At 37.4% G+C, this 19,043-nt stretch carries 16 protein-coding genes; 9 read left to right on the top strand and 7 right to left on the bottom strand.

The features are described from left to right. Positions 1-59 precede the first annotated feature (59 nt). The 4 genes from ppgK (at position 60) to AC13EX_RS22905 (ending at position 5,073) form a co-directional block, all read left to right on the top strand. Positions 60-803 carry a polyphosphate--glucose phosphotransferase gene (gene ppgK, locus AC13EX_RS22890; protein WP_339717079.1) on the top strand — a complete coding sequence of 248 codons (744 nt, stop codon included), beginning with the start codon at positions 60-62 and terminating at the stop codon, positions 801-803. A gap of 745 nt (positions 804-1,548) precedes the next feature. After that, positions 1,549-2,145, top strand: a complete 597-nt coding sequence (locus AC13EX_RS22895; RefSeq protein WP_482894493.1) for a 3-keto-disaccharide hydrolase — start codon at positions 1,549-1,551, stop codon at positions 2,143-2,145. Between the two features lie 170 nt (positions 2,146-2,315). After that, complete coding sequence (locus AC13EX_RS22900) at positions 2,316-3,143, top strand: universal stress protein (RefSeq protein WP_482894494.1); 828 nt, start codon at positions 2,316-2,318, stop codon at positions 3,141-3,143. Positions 3,144-3,687: 544 nt separating this feature from the next. After that, a complete protein-coding gene (locus tag AC13EX_RS22905; RefSeq protein ID WP_482894495.1) occupies positions 3,688-5,073 on the top strand; it encodes a 3-keto-disaccharide hydrolase in 1,386 nt (461 codons plus the stop codon). Between the two features lie 74 nt (positions 5,074-5,147). On the opposite strand, the gene AC13EX_RS22910 is transcribed toward AC13EX_RS22905, so the two are convergent. Beyond that, positions 5,148-6,044: a sugar phosphate isomerase/epimerase family protein gene (locus AC13EX_RS22910; RefSeq protein ID WP_482894496.1), complete on the bottom strand. Its 897-nt coding sequence runs from the start codon at positions 6,042-6,044 to the stop codon at positions 5,148-5,150. A 238-nt stretch (positions 6,045-6,282) separates the two neighbouring features. Between AC13EX_RS22910 and uxaC the strand changes: the two genes are divergently transcribed. After that, entirely contained in the window at positions 6,283-7,710 is a 1,428-nt protein-coding gene (uxaC, locus tag AC13EX_RS22915; RefSeq protein ID WP_482894497.1) for a glucuronate isomerase, read from the top strand. Positions 7,711-7,957: 247 nt separating this feature from the next. Here the strand turns inward: uxaC and fucP are convergent, their stop codons facing one another. The 4 genes from fucP to glsA are packed head-to-tail and all read right to left on the bottom strand — an operon-like array spanning position 7,958 to position 12,128. Continuing rightward, positions 7,958-9,259 carry an L-fucose:H+ symporter permease gene (gene fucP, locus AC13EX_RS22920; protein WP_482894498.1) on the bottom strand — a complete coding sequence of 434 codons (1,302 nt, stop codon included), beginning with the start codon at positions 9,257-9,259 and terminating at the stop codon, positions 7,958-7,960. Between the two features lie 24 nt (positions 9,260-9,283). After that, complete coding sequence (locus tag AC13EX_RS22925; protein ID WP_482894499.1) at positions 9,284-10,318, bottom strand: aldo/keto reductase; 1,035 nt, start codon at positions 10,316-10,318, stop codon at positions 9,284-9,286. 29 nt (positions 10,319-10,347) lie between these two features. Further along, entirely contained in the window at positions 10,348-11,301 is a 954-nt protein-coding gene (gene glsB, locus AC13EX_RS22930) for a glycine N(alpha)-acyltransferase GlsB (RefSeq protein WP_048642311.1), read from the bottom strand. 5 nt (positions 11,302-11,306) lie between these two features. Beyond that, positions 11,307-12,128, bottom strand: a complete 822-nt coding sequence (gene glsA, locus AC13EX_RS22935; RefSeq protein ID WP_048642310.1) for a lyso-glycine lipid O-acyltransferase GlsA — start codon at positions 12,126-12,128, stop codon at positions 11,307-11,309. 285 nt (positions 12,129-12,413) lie between these two features. Here glsA and AC13EX_RS22940 point away from each other — a divergent pair, with 285 nt between their 5' ends. Next, positions 12,414-13,259: an SDR family NAD(P)-dependent oxidoreductase gene (locus AC13EX_RS22940; protein ID WP_048642309.1), complete on the top strand. Its 846-nt coding sequence runs from the start codon at positions 12,414-12,416 to the stop codon at positions 13,257-13,259. A 62-nt stretch (positions 13,260-13,321) separates the two neighbouring features. Here the strand turns inward: AC13EX_RS22940 and AC13EX_RS22945 are convergent, their stop codons facing one another. Beyond that, positions 13,322-14,155 (bottom strand): DUF4249 family protein, encoded by an 834-nt coding sequence (locus AC13EX_RS22945; RefSeq protein WP_048642308.1) that lies wholly within the window; start codon positions 14,153-14,155, stop codon positions 13,322-13,324. Positions 14,156-14,160: 5 nt separating this feature from the next. Next, the gene (locus AC13EX_RS22950) at positions 14,161-16,575 is read right to left on the bottom strand and encodes a TonB-dependent receptor (RefSeq protein WP_482894500.1); all 2,415 of its coding nucleotides are present in this window, start codon (positions 16,573-16,575) and stop codon (positions 14,161-14,163) included. A gap of 190 nt (positions 16,576-16,765) precedes the next feature. Here AC13EX_RS22950 and AC13EX_RS22955 point away from each other — a divergent pair, with 190 nt between their 5' ends. Genes AC13EX_RS22955 through AC13EX_RS22965 form a run of 3 tightly spaced genes read left to right on the top strand, consistent with a single transcriptional unit; the run spans position 16,766 to position 19,034 of the window. Continuing rightward, entirely contained in the window at positions 16,766-17,731 is a 966-nt protein-coding gene (locus AC13EX_RS22955; RefSeq protein WP_482894501.1) for a vWA domain-containing protein, read from the top strand. A 24-nt stretch (positions 17,732-17,755) separates the two neighbouring features. After that, positions 17,756-18,409, top strand: a complete 654-nt coding sequence (locus AC13EX_RS22960) for a hypothetical protein (RefSeq protein ID WP_482894502.1) — start codon at positions 17,756-17,758, stop codon at positions 18,407-18,409. Then, a complete protein-coding gene (locus AC13EX_RS22965; protein WP_048642305.1) occupies positions 18,393-19,034 on the top strand; it encodes a hypothetical protein in 642 nt (213 codons plus the stop codon). The genes AC13EX_RS22960 and AC13EX_RS22965 overlap by 17 nt, the downstream gene beginning before the upstream one ends. Positions 19,035-19,043 lie beyond the last annotated feature (9 nt).

A 19,043-nucleotide genomic window follows, 5' to 3' on the forward strand; every position in this document is an offset into this window, starting at 1 on the left:
CTAACTTTAATCACCAAAGTTGAATAGGGTTATTTTACAAAGCGATAAAAATTGTTTTAATGGAAATTTTAGGATTGGATATAGGAGGCTCTGGCATTAAAGGTGCTCCAGTTAATATAGAAACAGGACAGTTAACCGCCGAGAGATTCAGGATCCCAACCCCTTTACCTACCAAACCCGAAAGTGTAGCTAATACCGTGAAAGAATTAGTTGATCATTTTAACTGGAAAGGACCTATTGGTTGTGGCTTTCCAACTGTAGTTAATAATGGCAAATGCATGACCAAGAGCAACATTCACAAAAGCTGGGTTGGTGTGCAGGTTGATCAATTGCTTTCAGAAAAAACAGGCTTGCCTGTTACGGTTATTAATGATGCAGATGCTGCTGGTTTGGCAGAAATGACATTTGGCGCCGGCAAAAACAAAAAAGGCTTGGTGGTTACCGTAACAATAGGTACCGGCTTAGGAACAGGTGTTTTTTATAATGGTATCCTTATCCCAAACTTTGAGTTGGGAAGAATCTATTATAAAAACGGGGAAATTATAGAATATTTCGCAGCTGATTCTGCTCGTAAAAAGGACAACCTTACCTACAGTGAATGGGGAAAACGCTTCAATAAATTCTTAAAACACACTGTAAGAATAATCTCACCTGATCTATTTATTTTAGGTGGAGGTGCAAGTAAAAAAATGGACAAATTTGAAAATGAGATTACTGTAGATGTCCCAGTAATCGTCGCAGAAAACAAAAATGAAGCAGGTATTATAGGTGCTGCCGTTGCAGCCTATTTAAAAGACAAATAATACAGACAAAAGGCCAGCATTTTTTAATTTAGATCCATCCATAAAATCTAATATAAACCCATGTTTTATAAAGGGTTTATATTAGATCATACCCCTTAGTTAACGCATTGGCACTCTCCTTTAAACGAATGGGTTTTTATCAAACTTTTTAAAGCCTTATAACACCCCTCGACAATCAATTAAGCCATGGTGAATTGCCGCAAAAAGCAGTCTATTGAATTAGGAATTCACCATAGAAATCTATTAAGTGGTTACATAGTCAGAAAACGTTAATTGGTAATAAGGTTTAAAATCCCAGGTCATAATTTAAAGCTCTTCACCAACCTCATAACTTGATCTAAAATAAAGAATATATTAAAGAAAAGGTCATAATTTGATTTAACCCGGATTATGTAATAGGATTCGTAATAGCCTGTCCCGTGTTTACGGGAAGTGTTGCAATCTCAAGAAAACCGGTCTGTTTGGAGATTTTAGCATAGCACCGCTATGGTGAAATTGAAAACAACAACGAAGTGGCTGATTTTGAAGCGATTTCAGCACGTAGATTGTCTATTGCCTATTTCGGGATTAAATAAGAATTAGCCACCCCCCTTTTAACCCATCTACTTTTTTGAGTGGCCTATATTTCTAAGTAATTTTTATTATTATTGTCTACCTGAATTTGAAATACTCCCCTTTAAAAGATTGAAGGCCGAGAGAAAAACAAAACAAAATCTAATAAAACCTAAATAATACCACAATGAAAATGAAATACCTACTCCCTAGTCTTTTAATGATTATTTTGATCGCCAATCAGGGCTTTGCACAAAAAGTCAAAATGAAGTCGATCTTTAATGGGAAAAACTTAAAAGGATGGACTGTAAACCCTGAAGACAACATCTGGTGGGAAGTCAGAGACGGAAATATCTATACAGAAAATGACCCTACAAAAACAGGTTCTACCCTTTGGACTGAAAAGGAATACGGTGATTTTATTTTAGAGCTGGATTTCCTAATGGGTAAAGGAACAGTAGATTCTGGTGTATTTTTGAGAACAGACAAGGACCAAATACAAATTGGAATTTCCGGATCATTAAAAAGAGACATGACCGGTTCACCTTATATCCCTGGAAAATCATACCCTAAAGAAGCAAAAGGAGTTAAAGACCTGCTTAAACAAAAGGATTGGAATACCATGAAAATTAAAGTGGTGGGACAAGCCTATACTGTATGGCTAAACGATCAAGAAGTAGTTACTTACCAGTCAGAAAACATGCCTGAGAAAGGTCCAATAGGCCTACAGTTACACCCAAGTAATGAAATGAGCATTGAGTTCAAAAACATTAAAGTGGGTAAATTATAACACCTCTTCAATGAATGTCTTCTGTAAGAAAAATATCATGAGCTAAGATGATTTTTATCATGTATTGTTAATTTAAATTTTGTTTATTTTGAGTAATTACCAAATTAAAAATTCATTATTTATGATTTGGCGCTATTATCAAGGTTTTAGAAATTTAGAATATACTGGTCATGAAAAGAATCATTGTCCCAATTGATTTTTCGCCCTATTCAGAAAATGCATTTTATAGTGCCGCGAAGGTTGCAAGTAAAGGTGATGCGACTATCACTTGTCTAAATGTCATCCAATCTGATCTAGATTGGAACAATTTGTCGACATCTGAAAAAATAAAAAACCAGGAGATCTTAGATCTTGAAGCAGAAGCAAAGGATAAATTAAAAACCTTTGTCGCTACACATAAAATTAAAAACACACCAGTAGAAGCACTGGTGGAGGTGGGTGTCCCTTCCCAGGTTCTCGTAGACCTTGCGCACAAACAGAAGGCTGATTTAATTGTCATCGGTGCATACGGTAAAAATCGAGAACCTGGGAAATTTATTGGGTCTACTACCCAGAAAGTCCTCAGGAATGCTCCATGCCCTGTCTTGGCTGTTCAAAAAATCGTGGATGGCCGAGCAATGAAAAAACTGGTTTTTGCCTCCTTGTTCAATGAAGTCAGCAAACCAGCATTTGTCAGGTTAAAACCCTTTATTAAAAACATACGGACAGTAGTTCATTTTTTATTTATTAATACCCCAGAAAAATTCATTGACACAGGTACAGCCGAAGCCCGTATGGCTGAGTATGCTTATGGGCAGGAAGAACTATTGATTCATCGTCATATTTATAACCACGAAGAAGTAGAGAAAGGCATTATCGCTTTCGCAGAAAAAGAAAAGGCTGGAATTATAGCCATTGCATCTAACTTACGAAAGTCAAATTCAGCCTACCAGATAGGTGTTACTGACACCCTACTCTACAAAACTGATATACCAATCTTAAGTGTGAAGTTTGAATAAAAGATAAGATTATATTTTCAGGCACTTTTCGTGAAAATTTCTTTCTCCAACTTTGCCTCAAGAAAGGCTAAATAAGTAACTGTTACTAGTAATAATCAAGCCATTCCCTGACAAAAAACCGATTCCATTTTATGGTGGTCAGTTTTTGTTGGGGAATGGACTATTTAGCAAATCATGATTGTTAAAAACTTAAGCTGAAACAATTTTGAAAGCAACCATCCTTGACTTATTCAAAAGTACCTCATAAAAAATCTCCTCTCTCCCTAATAGCTTTACACTTTGATGCAGAAGGTTTATTTTAAAAGGTAGAGCCATTTCAAAGCATTTAAACTCCTTCCAGCCTAGGTCCGTAAAACACTTCATTACATCAAAGGGCATAAAACATGAATACCCTTTGGCAAATAGCATTTATACCTTTCTATTTACAGATTGCAATCGATTGCCTATAAATTATATTTTTATGAGATATTGCTTATCTTTACGCTCCTTATATAATTTACAATTATTGAATCAAATTGAAATTTATACAAAAAAAACCCATAACATGAACAAACAAATTTTAAGTCTTTTTGCTTTGGCTTTTTTCATTCTAGCTTCTTGCGGAAAACCAACAGCAGAAACAGAAGACGGATGGATTAATCTATTTGATGGAAAAACCTTAAACGGTTGGCATCAATTGGATGGCGTTGCAGAATTCGAAGTAGTTGACGGTGTGATCGTAGGTACATCAGTTCCCAACACCCCCAATTCTTTTCTTGCTACAGACAAGACCTATGGTGATTTCATCTTAGAACTAGACATTAGAGTAGACGATGAATCAAGTAACTCAGGCGTAATGGCCAGAGGGCAACATAATCCTGATGCCAATGATGGCGCAGGAAGAGTATTTGGTTACCAAGTAGAATGTGACCCCAAAGAAAGAGCATGGTCTGGTGGTATTTATGACGAAGCCAGACGAGGATGGCTTTATCCACTAACTTATAACCCTGATGCAAGAAGTGCTTTCAAACTAGGAGAATTCAATACATATAGAATTGAATTTATTGGTAATAACCTAAAAACGTGGGTAAATGGTCAAGAAGTAGCTTATTTAGTAGATGACATGGACGCTACAGGCTTTATTGCTTTGCAGGTTCACGGAATAGGTAAACACCCAGAAAATGCTGGTAAGAAAACTTACTTCAGAAATATCCGAATTAAGACAGAAAACCTTACTCCTACACCTTTTGAAAAAGATGTATTTGTAGTAAGTACCATCGACAATAAATTAACTTCTTATGAAGAAGATAATGGATGGAAACTTCTTTTTGATGGAAAAACCAGCGAAGGTTGGAGAAGTGCCAAAGGAGAATCTTTCCCTGAAGGAGGCTGGACCATTAATGACGGTGTATTAACAATAGAGGCTACAGACGGCAGGGAATCAGCTAATGCAGGCGATATTGTCACTATGGACCAATACAGTGCTTTTGACCTGGCCTTTGACTTCAAAATCACAGAAGGAGCTAACAGTGGTGTTAAGTACTTTGTAACCCTTAATGAAAACAACACTGGCTCAGCTATTGGATTAGAATACCAAATTTTAGATGATGAAAGACACCCTGATGCTAAGAAAGGAAAAGATGGAAACAGAACACTTTCTTCTCTATATGACTTAATTAAAGCTGATAAGCAAGACCGTTTCGTTCGACCAGTTGGGGAATGGAACAAAGGAAGGCTTATTGTCTATCCAGACAACAAAGTTGAACATTACATCAATGGTCTAAAGGTGGTAGAATACACCAGAGGATCTGATGAATTCAGAGCATTGGTAGCTGAAAGTAAATATGCGAAGTGGGATAATTTTGGAGAAGCAGAAAAAGGCCATATCCTCCTACAAGACCATGGTGATGAAGTTCATTACAAGAACATCAAAATCAAGGAATTAAAATAAAAGAATTTTATAAAGTAAAAAAGGTAAGCTTCACTACAGCTTACCTTTTTTTTATTTAGTCCCCCACCTTCACTCTAATCTAAGGCTTTCTTAACATCTTTAAGGAAATTTTTCACCTTTTCAAAAGGATCACCTGGACCTAAAGTCTCTATCGGTAGGTAGCCATTGTAATCACTACTTTTTATAATTTTCATCAAGGTTTTCAAATCAACTGGTTTTTGAGTTCCTAAGTAGTTTACATTTTCTTTTATTTGCCAATTTACAGCATGGTATACGTTTCTACTGATTTCCTCATAGGGATCTTTCAAGGAATAACTCCCCACATCCAACACCAATCCAAACCATTCTTTATTTACATTTTCCATTATATAGTTCACCTGGTCAGCAGACTTTATAAAATCATTGTGGTTTTGCATGGCTACAATCACACCATTCTCAGCACCGAATGAAGCGCATTCCTGCATTGCTGAAATCACACCATCGGCAACCTCTTTCCACGCTGCACCTTCCACCTTGGATTTTCCTGCAAAAACCCGCAATACTGGAGCACCCATTTTTGAACTGGCTACAATCCATTTTTTTACTAGATCTATTTCTTTTTTCCTTAGGTCCGTATTTTGTAAGGTAAAGTCATTTCTGACACCCGAACCACTAATATCCAAGCCCCAGTGATGCGCTTGTTTTTTAATACCATAGAGCACCTTATCTTCAGGCACCTCTGGATAATTAGAAATATAATAAGCTGTCAGATCAATAGCTGGAATACTATTTTCGGCACAATATCTAAATAACCTTTCTAGTGAAAGCGTTCCGTCACGCAATGAAGCATTAAAAGAAAAAGCATTTAAACTAAGCTTAAGGTTTTTCTTTGGGTCTTTAGGAAGTGGGTTTCTAGAGCTTAAACCCAATAAAGGCAAAGTAGCCAATCCCACTCCTTTTTTTAAGAAACTTCTTCTTTGTTTACTGTTCATGATTTTTAAACAACTAGATAGATAATATGGAACTTTCACTTATGACGAATGTTTTTACTGTCAATCAACCTTTAAATAAACAAACATACCGCTTACACACTAAGATAAACAACAAAACAAGATTCTCATTAGATTTGAGACAATTTTAATTTATGCAATCGATTGTCTAAATCAGCTAAAAGTCTGGAATAAGCAAAAATAAATTTTTAATATTACTATTAGATTAAAAGAATAGATAATGCAAAACACAGCAAAACCTTCAAATAACACCTTCCTAACTGAGGATTTTCTTTTAAAAAATGATTTTGCCAAAGGCCTATATCATGACCACGCAAAGAAAATGCCGATAATTGATTACCACTGTCACCTTTCGCCTAAAGACATCGCCGAGGACCGTCAGTTTGATAATATGTCTTCAATCTGGCTTCATGGTGACCATTATAAATGGCGCGCCATGAGAACGCTTGGAGTCAATGAAAAATACATTACAGGAGAATCCACTGATCAGGAAAAATTCGAGAGTTGGGCTAAAATCGTCCCTCAAACAATGAGAAACCCATTGTTTCACTGGACTCACTTAGAATTAAAGGGGTACTTTGGTGTTGATCAATTGTTGAATGAAAATACAGCATCTGATATCTATGCGCACACTACTAATCTCCTTCAACAAAAAGAATACAGTACTCGTGGGTTGCTTTCAAAAATGAACGTAGAAGTGGTTTGTACCACAGACGACCCTATAGACAGCTTAGAATATCACCAAAAAGCCAAAGCGGACAAGCTTGAGATAAAACTTCTTCCAGCATTCCGTCCAGACAAAGCGTATGCTGTAGAAAGCCCCGCTGATTACTTGAAATACCTGGAACAGCTTACAGCAGTAAGTGGCATTTCTATCAAAACATTCGAAGACTTATTGGCTTCATTGGAAAATAGAGTAGCTTATTTTCATGAAAATGGAGGAAGGCTATCTGACCATGGCCTTGAGCAGTTGTATTTTTATGACAGTGATAAATACGCAATAGATGATTTATTTGCTACTATCAAAAAGGGACAAAAAATCCAACCCGATGAGGTAAGGTTCTTTAAATTTAAAACCCTCACTGCATTGTCTAAAATGTACCATGCAAAAGGATGGACACAACAATATCACCTTGGCGCACTTAGAAACACTAATGAAAGGATGCTAAGGGTATTGGGTCCTGATACAGGATTTGATTCTATCGGGGACTTCCCGCAAAGTGTAGCCCTTGCGAAATACCTGAACAACCTCGACAGTACGGATCAATTGTCAAAAACCATATTGTACAACTTAAATCCTGCTGACAATGAGGTAATGGCTACAATGGTTGGGAATTTCAATGATGGATCTGTCAAAGGAAAAGTACAGTTCGGATCCGGCTGGTGGTACCTTGACCAAAAAGATGGTATGGAAAAGCAAATCAATACGCTTTCCAATATGGGAATCCTTAGTTGCTTTGTCGGCATGCTAACAGACAGCAGAAGCTTTCTCTCTTTCCCACGCCATGAGTACTTCAGAAGAATTTTATGTAACCTCATAGGTCAGGATGTCGCCAATGGTGAACTGCCAGCTGATGAGGAATGGTTGGGACAGATGGTTGAAGACATTTGCTACAGAAATGCTAGAAACTATTTCGGTTTTTATTAAATAGCATCTGATGCATTAGCAATTTAACCCGGATTATGTAATAGGATTCGTAATGAGTGTTGCAATCGCAAGAAAATCAGACTGTTTTTAAAGTGAATTCGGCACGTAATAGATTGTCTATTGCATATTTCGGGTTTAATCTCCTAGCCCTTGTTTTTTATCCGATGATATTACACTAGTGTACAATAAAAAAGCTTCATGCGGTTTATGCATGAAGCTTTTTTTATAGATCAAGTAGATAGGTCAATTAAGCTACTTCCACTTTCTTATTATCAGATTTTTGGAAATAGTGTGCAAGACCAAAATACATTACCACAACAAAACATAGCATAGGTACATAATAGGATAAACGAATACTTCCACTGATATCAGAAACTTGTCCCTGAATAGCTGTGATGAGAGCTCCTCCCAATATGGCCATAATCAAACCAGACCCTCCAAGTTTGGTGTCATTACCCAAACCTTCTGCTGCCAAACCATAAATGGTAGGAAACATCAAAGACATACAAACGGATATTAACACCAATGCTATAACGGCAATCATCCCACTACCATATATTACCACAAAACTAAGTAGAATGGCTAATAATGAAGAAAACGCCAATAATATAGATGGCTTAAAGTACTTCATTAGTATAGTAAATAGAAAACGACTACCAGCAAAAAGCACCAAAGAGATCAAATAATAATCAGAGGCAGCACTTTCCATCACATCAAGCTCTGTCATTACATACCTTATGGTAAATGACCAAACGCCAATTTGGGCGCCTACATAAAAAAACTGAGCCATTACCCCACGGACATAATTCTTGTTCTTAAACAATCTTCTAAAACCACCGATCACACCATCTTTTTCTGTCTCTTCAGAAGCTACTGGCATTTTAACAGCACGAATAACAAACCATACTACTATCAGAAATAAAGCAACACCAACATAAGTACTTACAACACCTGCCAGTTCATCAGCTTGAATAGCCGCAAGCTCCTCTGGAGCCATGTTTGTTCGGTCTGTTGCCTCAGCGGTATTGAGTTTAGAGAGAATAAATATTTTACTTAAAAACACACCAATAACAGACCCAATTGGGTTGAACGATTGGGCAAGATTAAGCCTTTGAGTGGCCGTTTCTGGTGGACCTATCACTAAAATGTATGGATTGGCTGCAGTCTCTAAGATAGAAAGACCTCCTGCTAATACATATAAAGCCAGGAGGAAAAAGCCGTAGGACATCATCATCCCCGCAGGATAAAATAACAGAGAGCCCAAGGCAAAAAGCCCTAACCCCAGAAGAATCCCAGATTTATAAGAATATTTTCTAATGAAAATTGCTGCGGGTAAAGCCAAGCAAAAATACGAACCATAAAATGCCAACTGAATCCAGGATGTCTGAAAATCAGTCATGCTCATTATCCTTTTAAAAGCTGCCAAAAGGGTATCGGTCATGTTGTGGGCTACTCCCCACAACATAAACAGGCAGGTAAGTAAAAGGAATGGCCAGAAATTCTTTTTGGAAATTAATTCTGTCTTTACTGGGTTTACTGTTTGGCTCATTGGTGATTTAGATTATTTGGTTTCTTATATATAAGGGAAATCCGAAATTAAGGATTTATCTTTTAATTCCTTCCAAAATTCTTTAGGCAAGGATGTTTCTGAGGCAAGAATATTCTTTTCTACCAATTCGGGTTTATTGACACTTAGGGCTACACTTGACACGCCGGGTACCATAAGTGAAAATTGTATGCATGCATGAAAAGGAGCTACATCGTATTTTTGACAAACTTCAAAAAATGCAGTTCTCCACTGAATTTTCATTTGGTCTTCGGGATCGGAAGAGTTAAGTTTTTTATAATCAAAATAATCCTCCCCTGTTAAAAAGCCGGATTGAAAAATAGCTGCTATGATTATGCCTACATTATCCTTTCTCAATAATTCTAAAAAATCCATTAATTCAGGAGGATGTTGAATGAGTGAAAGACTATTGGCAACCATCACATAGTCCAATGGCACCCGCGAATAGATCTCTCTGATAGTCTTCCAGTCCTTAGCCCCCACGCCGACACCATTTACCTTACCTGCCTCTTTCAATTCCTTCATGGCGGTTATGGCACCTATTAGCTCTTCCCATAATAAGGCTCGCTCTTCCTTAGTCTTTGCCTTAGCTAAAAATTCATCAGGATCATGGAGGGAAATCAGCTGTGGAACATATCCTTGCAGGAGGGCATTGTCTTTTTCGAAACATTCCAGAATTCCCTCATAACTTATCTTTTGAACCGCATCATGATGAATGCCTTTCCAAATATTGGGTTCAAATTGGGGCTCAGGAGTAGTAAGAGGCACTCTGGTCCAGCCGAGTTTATTTGTAATAATAACATTACTGCGAGGAATACGCTCCTCCGCTAAAAACTCTCCCAATACCTCAAGAGCCAAACCCGCCCCATATTTACCTGCAGTATCGAAGACCGTATTAGGGCTCGTTCTATTGAAAGCTTCCTTAAGGATGGCTTTTTTATCTGCTTTTGAATAGGCTTGGAAAAGGTTTCCCAATGCACTGCTCCCAAAGATAATTGATGGAAAATATAAGCCTGTTTTACCAAATGGCTTCGCATTCATTTCTCAATGGGTTCAATGCTTCTCAATTTTTAATTTTGTTTTGCACCATAGTGCTTGTCTCTTGCGAATGTTTCGAGATGGCGATGTTTTTTTGATTCGTATATATCTGCGATAGTAATAAGAATCCCAGTCTCTTCTACAGCGCCAAATTCATAATTCATTGCTGTACCAAAGGTCTTCATCGTTGAGGACAAATTCATATAGGTATTGATCAAAGGAGGAATGTTCTCTCCTAAAGTTCTCACCCTTGAATTGAGTAATTTATACCCTTCCTTATAAGACAGCCCATCAAAAACTCCTTTAAAATTCTGGAGATCTGTTTTATACTCTAAAGGCACTATAGGTAAAATCAACTGGTCATTGTCTGGAAAATAATGATTCATGAAATAAATCAATAAATCTCTGGCCTCCGCATTATAATGTGGGTACATGGTAACCTTTCCAAAAAGATATTTGACATCGGGATTGATCATAACCACTGCTCCCAATCCATCCCACAAATTGTCAAGAGAAAATATCCCTCTTCTATTGTCAACACTTGGTTGGTACTTTGGTTGGACAAAAGATCTGCCCAATTCTATGGTATATGGAAGGTAATCCTCAATAAACGAATCTGAGAAATTAAACAGGTGTGCTGTAGATAGGTTAACAGAGCCCTTATCTGTAAAGCCTGCATCCGAACATTTGATCAATCTGTACCCTGCAATGATTTCTTCGTCTTCAGGATTCCATGCGATCAACTGCTCGTAGCACTTTTCGCAAGTATCATTTTCGTCTATATCTATTGACAGTCCTGTGCCTCCTCCTGCTGCCCGAAAGGAAATCTCCCGTAGCCTACCGATTTCTTTCAACACATTTGGTGCATTGTGCTGATTAATCAGATAGATTTCATTTTCCCCATTGTTTACATATCTTAAAAATCGATCGGGTGTCAATTCATTCTTAATCGCATCCCTCTCAATCGGGTTGATAATGTCTTGCATAAATCCTACTTGTCTTGGACAATATTGTAAACTATATTTTTGACCTCTTGTGCCCAATATTTATCCGTCTTAGAAGCATCAAAATACTTGTAAGAAATCGGTTTTCCTATATGGACTACAATTTTTTTGTTTTTTTGGGCAAACATTTCGTCCGCCAAATAAAACATTTCAATATTGGCCTTTACTCCCAACTTTTTCCTAAGGTTCGCCAAATTATAAAAAAAAGATGAATTTCTCCCTTCTATATATATAGGAACTACATCTTTTTTATACTTCTTTGCTTTATTTATAAAGCTTTTTTTCCACTCTAAATCTTCAATACCATTCGGCTGTTTGCGAGAAACAAGACCAGCAGGAAAGATAATAACCCCATTATCTGATGCATAGGTAGCCTCTATAATCTCCACGCCTCTTTTGCCATGCCCTCCATGTTTGTTGACCGGCACAAATAACTTACCGAAATTGGGGATATTCATCAACAAATCATTGACTAAAAACCTTAAATCTTCCCTGTAGGCACCTAATACATGCATCAACACAATGCCATCTAAACCTCCCAAAGGATGATTCGCAGCGAAAATAACATTGCCCTCCAAAGGAATATTTTCTGCATTCCTCACCTCTATCTTCATCCCAAATTCAACTATTAATGCATTCACGAAATCCAACTCCTTTAAGTTAGCATTCCGTTCCATCACATCATTGACCTCGGTTTCGTGAACAATTCTCTGGATATACGATAGAAGAAAGCCCGGCATCCACTTTAATAAACCTGGATTTTTATCACCTATAACCTTCTTTATTTCAATGAATTTTTTCTTTGCCACCTACAACTTGTTTAATTAAGGATGTTATCCTTTTTCTTTCTGAAGATATCTACCTGAAAAACAGATCCATAAACTTCCTACTGAGAAACTTAGACACTAACCATTGAATATCTTAGTTGAAATCAATAACAAAAATACAGAAATTAATTTATCAGTTTCAATTGATTTGGGATTCCCCGCCTCGAATTTTACGCTCCTTCCTTTTAATTATAGTTATAATATCTTTAATTTCACCTACATTCATTCCGCATTATTGAAAATTCAACAACCCTAACAACCTACTTTATGAAAATAGCAATAACTGGAGCAACATCTGGAATTGGTGCAGAAAAAGTAAAAGCCTTGGCTCCCTTATGTGAACAAATATTTCTTTTGGTTAGAAGTGAAAAAAAAGCCCTGTCTCTGATAGAGTCACTCCCCTCTCCATCAAGTAAATTCACAATCATATATTGTGACCTTTCTGATTTAAACTCTGTTGCCAAGGCTGCGAGATCCCTTGCCGATAAGACCAAAAACCTTGATGTACTTATCAATAATGCGGGAGGGATTTTCCCTGAAAAGGAAATTACTAAAGACGGGCATGAACTCACCTTCTCGGTAAATCATTTGGGACATTTCCTATTGACCCAGCTAACCCTACCCTTACTTATCAGTGGAAATGGTGGGAAAATAATTAGCGTTAGTTCAGAGGCACACAAAGCAGCAGGGATCAATAAGCAGGATCTGGAACTTAAAGAAAATTTCAGCTCATTTAAAGCCTATGCCAATGTAAAACTCTATAACATTTTATTTACAAAAGCCTTGGCGGAGAAATACAGTCATGAAAAAATAGCTGCCTATGCATTACACCCAGGAGTGGTCAATACTAATTTCGGTAATCAAAGCCTTGGACTATTCAAAGTGTTAATTTTCCTCGCTAAACCATTTATGATAAGCCCTAAAAAAGGTGCTCAAACAGGTATCTTTTTAGCTACAAACGAACAAGACCCAAGTAAAAATGGTGCATACTATAAAAAATCAAAAGTCGCAAAAGACAATTCCTTGACCTCTTCCAAAGCTCTAAGAGATCTTCTTTGGGATTACAGCGAAGCCCAAATTCAACCATTTCTCACAGAAACCGGCACTAAATAAGCTTATTTTTTTCTCCGCCTATTGAATTTCAGCGAGTAATAGATGGCCTAATTCAGGCTCACCTATTGCTCGCTTTCTTCAATGGTTATGGTTTTCGAAATAATTGAACCTGTCATAAAATACCCCAATACTTGCCCCTCACCCTTAGAGGCTATAATATTCGATATGGGGTTTTCAGGTGGAGGGCTAAAAAGGCCTCCATCATTGGACAACAAAGACACGAATTGGACTAAGTAATCATAGGCATTCTCATTCAATCTGATCAACTGAAGCTTAACCTTATCATTCTCCTCAAAAGCAAACCCATTCAATTCGAATCCATTGTCCAGAATATTGGTGCCAAAGGTATCATCAAAGAGGAAATAATCGTCAGTACCATTTAAAAGCGTATCATTTTTTGTCACTAGTAACCTATAGAAATTACCATCTTCAAAAGGGATTTTACCGTATAAAGTCAAGTAATAGCCTTCCTCAGCAAAAAACCTCTCTTCTCTAAACCTTGAAGTAATGCTGTCTAAAACTGGAGGTTCTTTTGTAATTCCCTCACTTGTATATGCTACATCATCTAGCAAAACCTTCATCGTATATTGGTGTCCGGTAATTGCTACCTGATTATTTATTGGTAGATAATAGCCCAATTCTTCAACATAATTAAAGTCAACCGTTTCGCCAGAAGAATTGTCCTTAATACTGACGGAGGCATTTTTGGCCACCTCATTGTCTAAAGTATCATAGTAATCTCTGGTATAGGTAATCCTAATAAAATTATCCGAAGCATTGTCCGTCCATATTGCCTCAATGATAGGCTTTTTCGGGATATCCCCTAAATCAAGTTGCACTTCTTCCTGGCAGGACAAAAGTGAAATTAGGCAAATTATTATTCCAAAATTTTTCATATATCTTAAAAAGTAAAATTGTAGGTTACCGATGGCAAAATCCCAAATAAATAAGTTTTGACTACTCCTGGTCTTTGTGAAACTACAGGTATACCTTCACTGGAATCAAAATTAATGTCATTGTTTTTAATGTCTGAAAATTGGTAGGAAAATGGATTCTTCCTTCCATAGGCATTGTAAACACTAAAGTTCCAACTCCCCTTCCACCATCTACCTTTGTCTTTGTTCTTAAGCGTTAATGATAGATCCATCCTATGATAATCAGGGAAACGGCTATTGTTACGGTAAGCATCATATAAAGGTATGCGTTGATTGTCCAGCACATACGAGCCGACAGGAAAGGTTACAGCTACTCCTGTGGTGTATACAAATGTCCCTGAGAAAGACAATCTTTCATTAAGCTGATGGGTAAGTACCAAGCTCAAATCATGAGGTCTGTCATACCTCGGATTATAAGGCAAATCCATGTTGATTCCTTCAATTTGCCTATACACCCTTGACCAGGTATAACTTAGCCAACCAGTAGTTTTGCCAATGTTTTTTCTCAACATAAATTCCAAACCATAAGCCCAACCATCTCCAGTTAGAATCTCAGTTTCCACATTGTCTTTAAACAATACATTTGCATCCTGTTTGAGATCAATTATGTTTCTAAAATCACGGTAATAACCTTCCAATGACAATTCCCATCTATTATCATTAAGGTTTTTGAAGAGTCCTAGAGAAACCTGATCACTTCTAATAGGTTCTATATATTTACCAGCTGGAATCCACCTATCTATAGGGAGTCCTGCTGAAGAGTTTGATGCCACCTGAATGTATTGGTAATTCCGGTTATAACTTCCTTTCAATGCTAAACCGTCGGTAAGGAGATATCTAAAAGCTACTCTAGGTTCAAGTCCATCAAAAAACTTCATCCTTTCTCCAAAGCTATAATTTAAGGTGTCTGAAATTGCAGCATCTCCAGTTGGTTCACCTCCTTCGTATAGGTAATTTGTACCATTGCCAATCTGTTGGTAAGCACTCCAACGAAGGCCAGCCTCAACGCTCAATTTTTCTGAAACCTCTGATTTTCCCGCTATGAAGAAACTGTTCTGAAAACCAATTCTAGTAGTAGACTCAAAGGGTAGCAAGTTTTCATCATTGCTAAATTGTAAGTCTACAGGTGCAAAATAATACAGTTGGCTATGCATTCCGAATTTCAATTCTGTATCGTCTTCAGGTAGATAAGTAAAGGCAATTTTGCCCCCGGTTTCAGAAAAGTAATTGGACCAATCAAACCCATTGTCCTCGTCGGAAACAGTGATTTTATATTTGTAAAAACTGTAATAAGCTGTTACATCAAGAAACAATTTGTCGTTGATTTGCCTATCCCAATTGAAAGAGTTTATCCAGTTGTTCCAACCCAAACCAAATTGTTCTGACAAACCCAAAAAATCGCTTCCATAATAGGTGGAAAAGGTGAATTTATTTTTTTCTCCTTTTCTCCACATAAGCTTACCGCTCAAGTCATAAAAATACAATTGATTTTCTCTGAGAGATTCATTGGAAGAGAGACCTAAAAAAACGTCTGCATAAGTTCTCCGAGCTGAAATTAGAAAGGAGGCATCATCAGAAAACAAAGGGCCATCTACAGTAATCCTCGAACTAATACTTCCAATTCCTCCATCTCCTTTCAATTTCTGTGTATTTCCTTCTTTCAAGGAGATATCAACTAAAGAAGAGGCTCGTCCACCAAAATTAGCAGGTATATTCCCCTTGTAGAGGGCCACATCACTAATGGCATCAGGATTGAAAACAGAGAAAAACCCAAAGAAATGAGAAGGGTTGTATATTGGTGCTCCATCTATTTGAATCAAGTTTTGGTCTGAAGACCCGCCTCTTACAAACAATCCTGTAGTTCCTTCCCCTGCAGTGTTTACCCCTGGAAGAAGTTGAATACCTCTTAGCAAGTCCACTTCACCAAATAGGGCTGGAATTCTCCTCAATTCATCGCCAGAAATCTCACTCTTTCCGATAGCTGTACTTTTCACATTATAATCCTCCCTCCTTTCGGAAACCACCACCTCAGAAAGATTCATTTCATTGGGGCTTAAAAAAAACTTCAGCTCAGCCAATTCATCTTTTTTATTAAAAGATCGGCTAACAGCTTCATAACCTAAAAAGCTTATTTTTAAGCTATTTGGAAGAGGCTCTACTGGAAAAGAAAAGAATCCATTTACATCCGTCACTGTACCTTTGGTGGGCTGGTTTTCCCAATAGATAGCTGCTCCAGGCAATGGTTCACCAGACTGGCCATCTAGGACCTGCCCACTTATCTGGCCTATACTCTGAGCAAATGAATCGAGCTCCGCTGATAAAAACACAAAAATGAATAAAATACAAACATACCTGAAAGCCACAAAGTTAAAACCAAGCATTATTTAAATCGAAAGATTATTGGTGGAAAATCCCCAAAACATTAATAAAGGATATACGAACATAACGGTATCACAACAAAATAGTTAAGTTTGCAATAAATATTTAACAGCAATTAACTTTATGGTTTGAAAAAATCAATAATTCTTCTTCATCCATTTCGTTTTAAGTTATAATGATTAATTTCAACCTATGATTTGGGCATATCCTGACAATAGTTTTATAATAACCTTGGCAATAGTATTCATTTTGTTGTACGGGTTTTATCTATATCGATTTTGGAAAATTAACCAGAAGATCACCGTTAAAAAGCGGCGGTTGGTATGGAAAATGGTTTTAAGAAGTCTGTACTTTTCTTTATTTCTTATCGCTTTGGCTGGTCCCTCAATAGGCAATGCAATGAAAGAAATTAAGCAAGAGGGAAAAGACCTTTTTCTCGCCATAGACCTTTCCAGGTCTATGAATGCGGAAGACATTAATCCAAGCAGATTACAAAGGGTCAAGTTTGAATTGAAAAACTTAGTGAAGAATTTCAGTTCGGACCGCTTAGGAATAATTATATTTTCATCTGAGGCATTTATACAATGCCCTTTAACTTTCGATCAAAATGTGATTCAACTACATTTAGACGGATTGAATAGTGGCCTAGTTCCTAATTCAGGGACGGATATAGCTGCTCCTCTAAAATTGGCGCTAAGCAAATTTCAAACAGATGAAAGTCAAGAACCAAAATCCAAAGCCATCGTTTTGATTAGTGACGGAGAAGATTTTGGAGATGGACTGGAGCAAACCCTTAATGAGTTGAATACAGCAGGGATAAAAGTCTTTAGTATGGGGGTAGGTACATCCAATGGGAGTACTATCCCAAGAGGCAGTGGTGTAGTGATTGATCAAACCACCAATAGGCCAGCTATCTCTAGACTTACTTCGGACAATCTTAGAAAAATAGCCAATGATACAGGTGGAGACTATTTTGAATTAAGTGGGGAACAGAACGACATCCCTCACTTAATTGACACCATCTCAAAATTAGAAGGTACTGTGATGGCGAGCAGAACTGTAGAAGCCTCTTCCAACAAATATTTCTATTTTCTTTTGGCGGCTCTCCTTTTGGCAATTATTGATGCCGTTTTACCCGTCAGAACCTTATCATTTTAATTCAACTGAAAAACAACCAACACAATGGTATCCAGATATTTACTATGGATTTTGTTATTATTACCGAGTGACTGGAAGAATATAGCGATTACCAATGAAGCGATCGCTACAGCAGAAAGGTCTTTTAAGGAAGCTGATTATGAAAATTCAGTTAGACACCATCTTGCCCTAGTTGATGAGCATGGGCTAACACAGCCTGAAATAAAGTTTAACCTGGCTTTAAGCTACCAAAGTAACGGGCAAGAAGAGGATGCAAAAAAAACATATGAAAGCCTTTTGAGTAGTGAGAAAGCTCAAATATCTTCTTATGCTTCCAATCAGCAAGGAGTAATGCTGGGTAATGAGAAAAAATACAAAGAGGCACTGGCCTTTTTTAAAACCTCCTTATTAAAGGATCCAACCAATGAAAAAGCACGGTATAACTATGAACTACTAAGCAGGTGGTTAGATGGCAATGAAGAAAATCAGGAAAACGAGGAAAACCAAGATCAGGAGGACAAACCAGAACCCTCCAACTACGCCAAGAGGATGAAGGCTCAGGCAGACGATTTGGTGGATAGGTTCCAGTTTGACGAAGCGCTTAACACAATGAATCGGGCTTTAGAAATCGATGAAACAGTAGCTTCTTATCAGCAATTTATAGACCATTTAAAGGACATCAATGAAATCAATAAATAAACTATTTCTAATCATCCTTCCTTTAATCGTGTTATTGCCGTATGAAGGAAAATCCCAATCTCAAGCAGATTATTTCAATAAAGCTGCAAGACAATACGTAAATGACGACATACAGGGCACCAGCCAATTGCTGGCAGAAGGTCTTGAGAAATACCCTCAAGATGCCAAGCTCAATGCACTTTGGGAGAAATTAAAAAAAGACCAGGAAGAGCAAGAGAAGAAAGACCAGGAGAATCAGGATCAGCAAGACCAAGAGCAACAAGAACAAGAGCAAAACCAAGATCAGCAGGAACAAGAGAAGCAGGATAGCGAAAAGCAAGAAAATGGTGAGGGGGAAGAACAAACCCCAGAGGATGGTGCTGATGAGTCTGACGAAATGGAAGAAAAGCGTGGGGAGAAAACAGAAGAAAATGAAAATTCTGAGGAGCAGAATAGCATGGAAAGTGATCTGAGCGAACGGGAAAAGGCGATGGAAGAACTGAAGCAAAGGTTAGAGCAAATGAACATTACACCTGAACAAGCTGCACAGATCCTGGATGCCATGAATAGTAATGAGCTTAGGTACATTCAACAGAACAAAAAGAAGCCTACTCAACAACCTAAAAGAGGGCTTCCTGATTATTAAAACAAATGA

The sequence above is a fragment of the Cyclobacterium sp. L-R genome (genome assembly GCF_056859355.1).

Coding starts and splice junctions, on each gene's coding strand:
- ppgK (WP_339717079.1), top strand. CDS start 60: ATGGAAATTTTAGGATTGGATATAGGAGGCTCTGGCATTAAAGGTGCT.
- AC13EX_RS22895 (WP_482894493.1), top strand. CDS start 1,549: ATGAAATACCTACTCCCTAGTCTTTTAATGATTATTTTGATCGCCAAT.
- AC13EX_RS22900 (WP_482894494.1), top strand. CDS start 2,316: ATGAAAAGAATCATTGTCCCAATTGATTTTTCGCCCTATTCAGAAAAT.
- AC13EX_RS22905 (WP_482894495.1), top strand. CDS start 3,688: ATGAACAAACAAATTTTAAGTCTTTTTGCTTTGGCTTTTTTCATTCTA.
- AC13EX_RS22910 (WP_482894496.1), bottom strand. CDS start 6,044: ATGAACAGTAAACAAAGAAGAAGTTTCTTAAAAAAAGGAGTGGGATTG.
- uxaC (WP_482894497.1), top strand. CDS start 6,283: ATGCAAAACACAGCAAAACCTTCAAATAACACCTTCCTAACTGAGGAT.
- fucP (WP_482894498.1), bottom strand. CDS start 9,259: ATGAGCCAAACAGTAAACCCAGTAAAGACAGAATTAATTTCCAAAAAG.
- AC13EX_RS22925 (WP_482894499.1), bottom strand. CDS start 10,318: ATGAATGCGAAGCCATTTGGTAAAACAGGCTTATATTTTCCATCAATT.
- glsB (WP_048642311.1), bottom strand. CDS start 11,301: ATGCAAGACATTATCAACCCGATTGAGAGGGATGCGATTAAGAATGAA.
- AC13EX_RS22940 (WP_048642309.1), top strand. CDS start 12,414: ATGAAAATAGCAATAACTGGAGCAACATCTGGAATTGGTGCAGAAAAA.
- AC13EX_RS22945 (WP_048642308.1), bottom strand. CDS start 14,155: ATGAAAAATTTTGGAATAATAATTTGCCTAATTTCACTTTTGTCCTGC.
- AC13EX_RS22950 (WP_482894500.1), bottom strand. CDS start 16,575: ATGCTTGGTTTTAACTTTGTGGCTTTCAGGTATGTTTGTATTTTATTC.
- AC13EX_RS22955 (WP_482894501.1), top strand. CDS start 16,766: ATGATTTGGGCATATCCTGACAATAGTTTTATAATAACCTTGGCAATA.
- AC13EX_RS22960 (WP_482894502.1), top strand. CDS start 17,756: ATGGTATCCAGATATTTACTATGGATTTTGTTATTATTACCGAGTGAC.
- AC13EX_RS22965 (WP_048642305.1), top strand. CDS start 18,393: ATGAAATCAATAAATAAACTATTTCTAATCATCCTTCCTTTAATCGTG.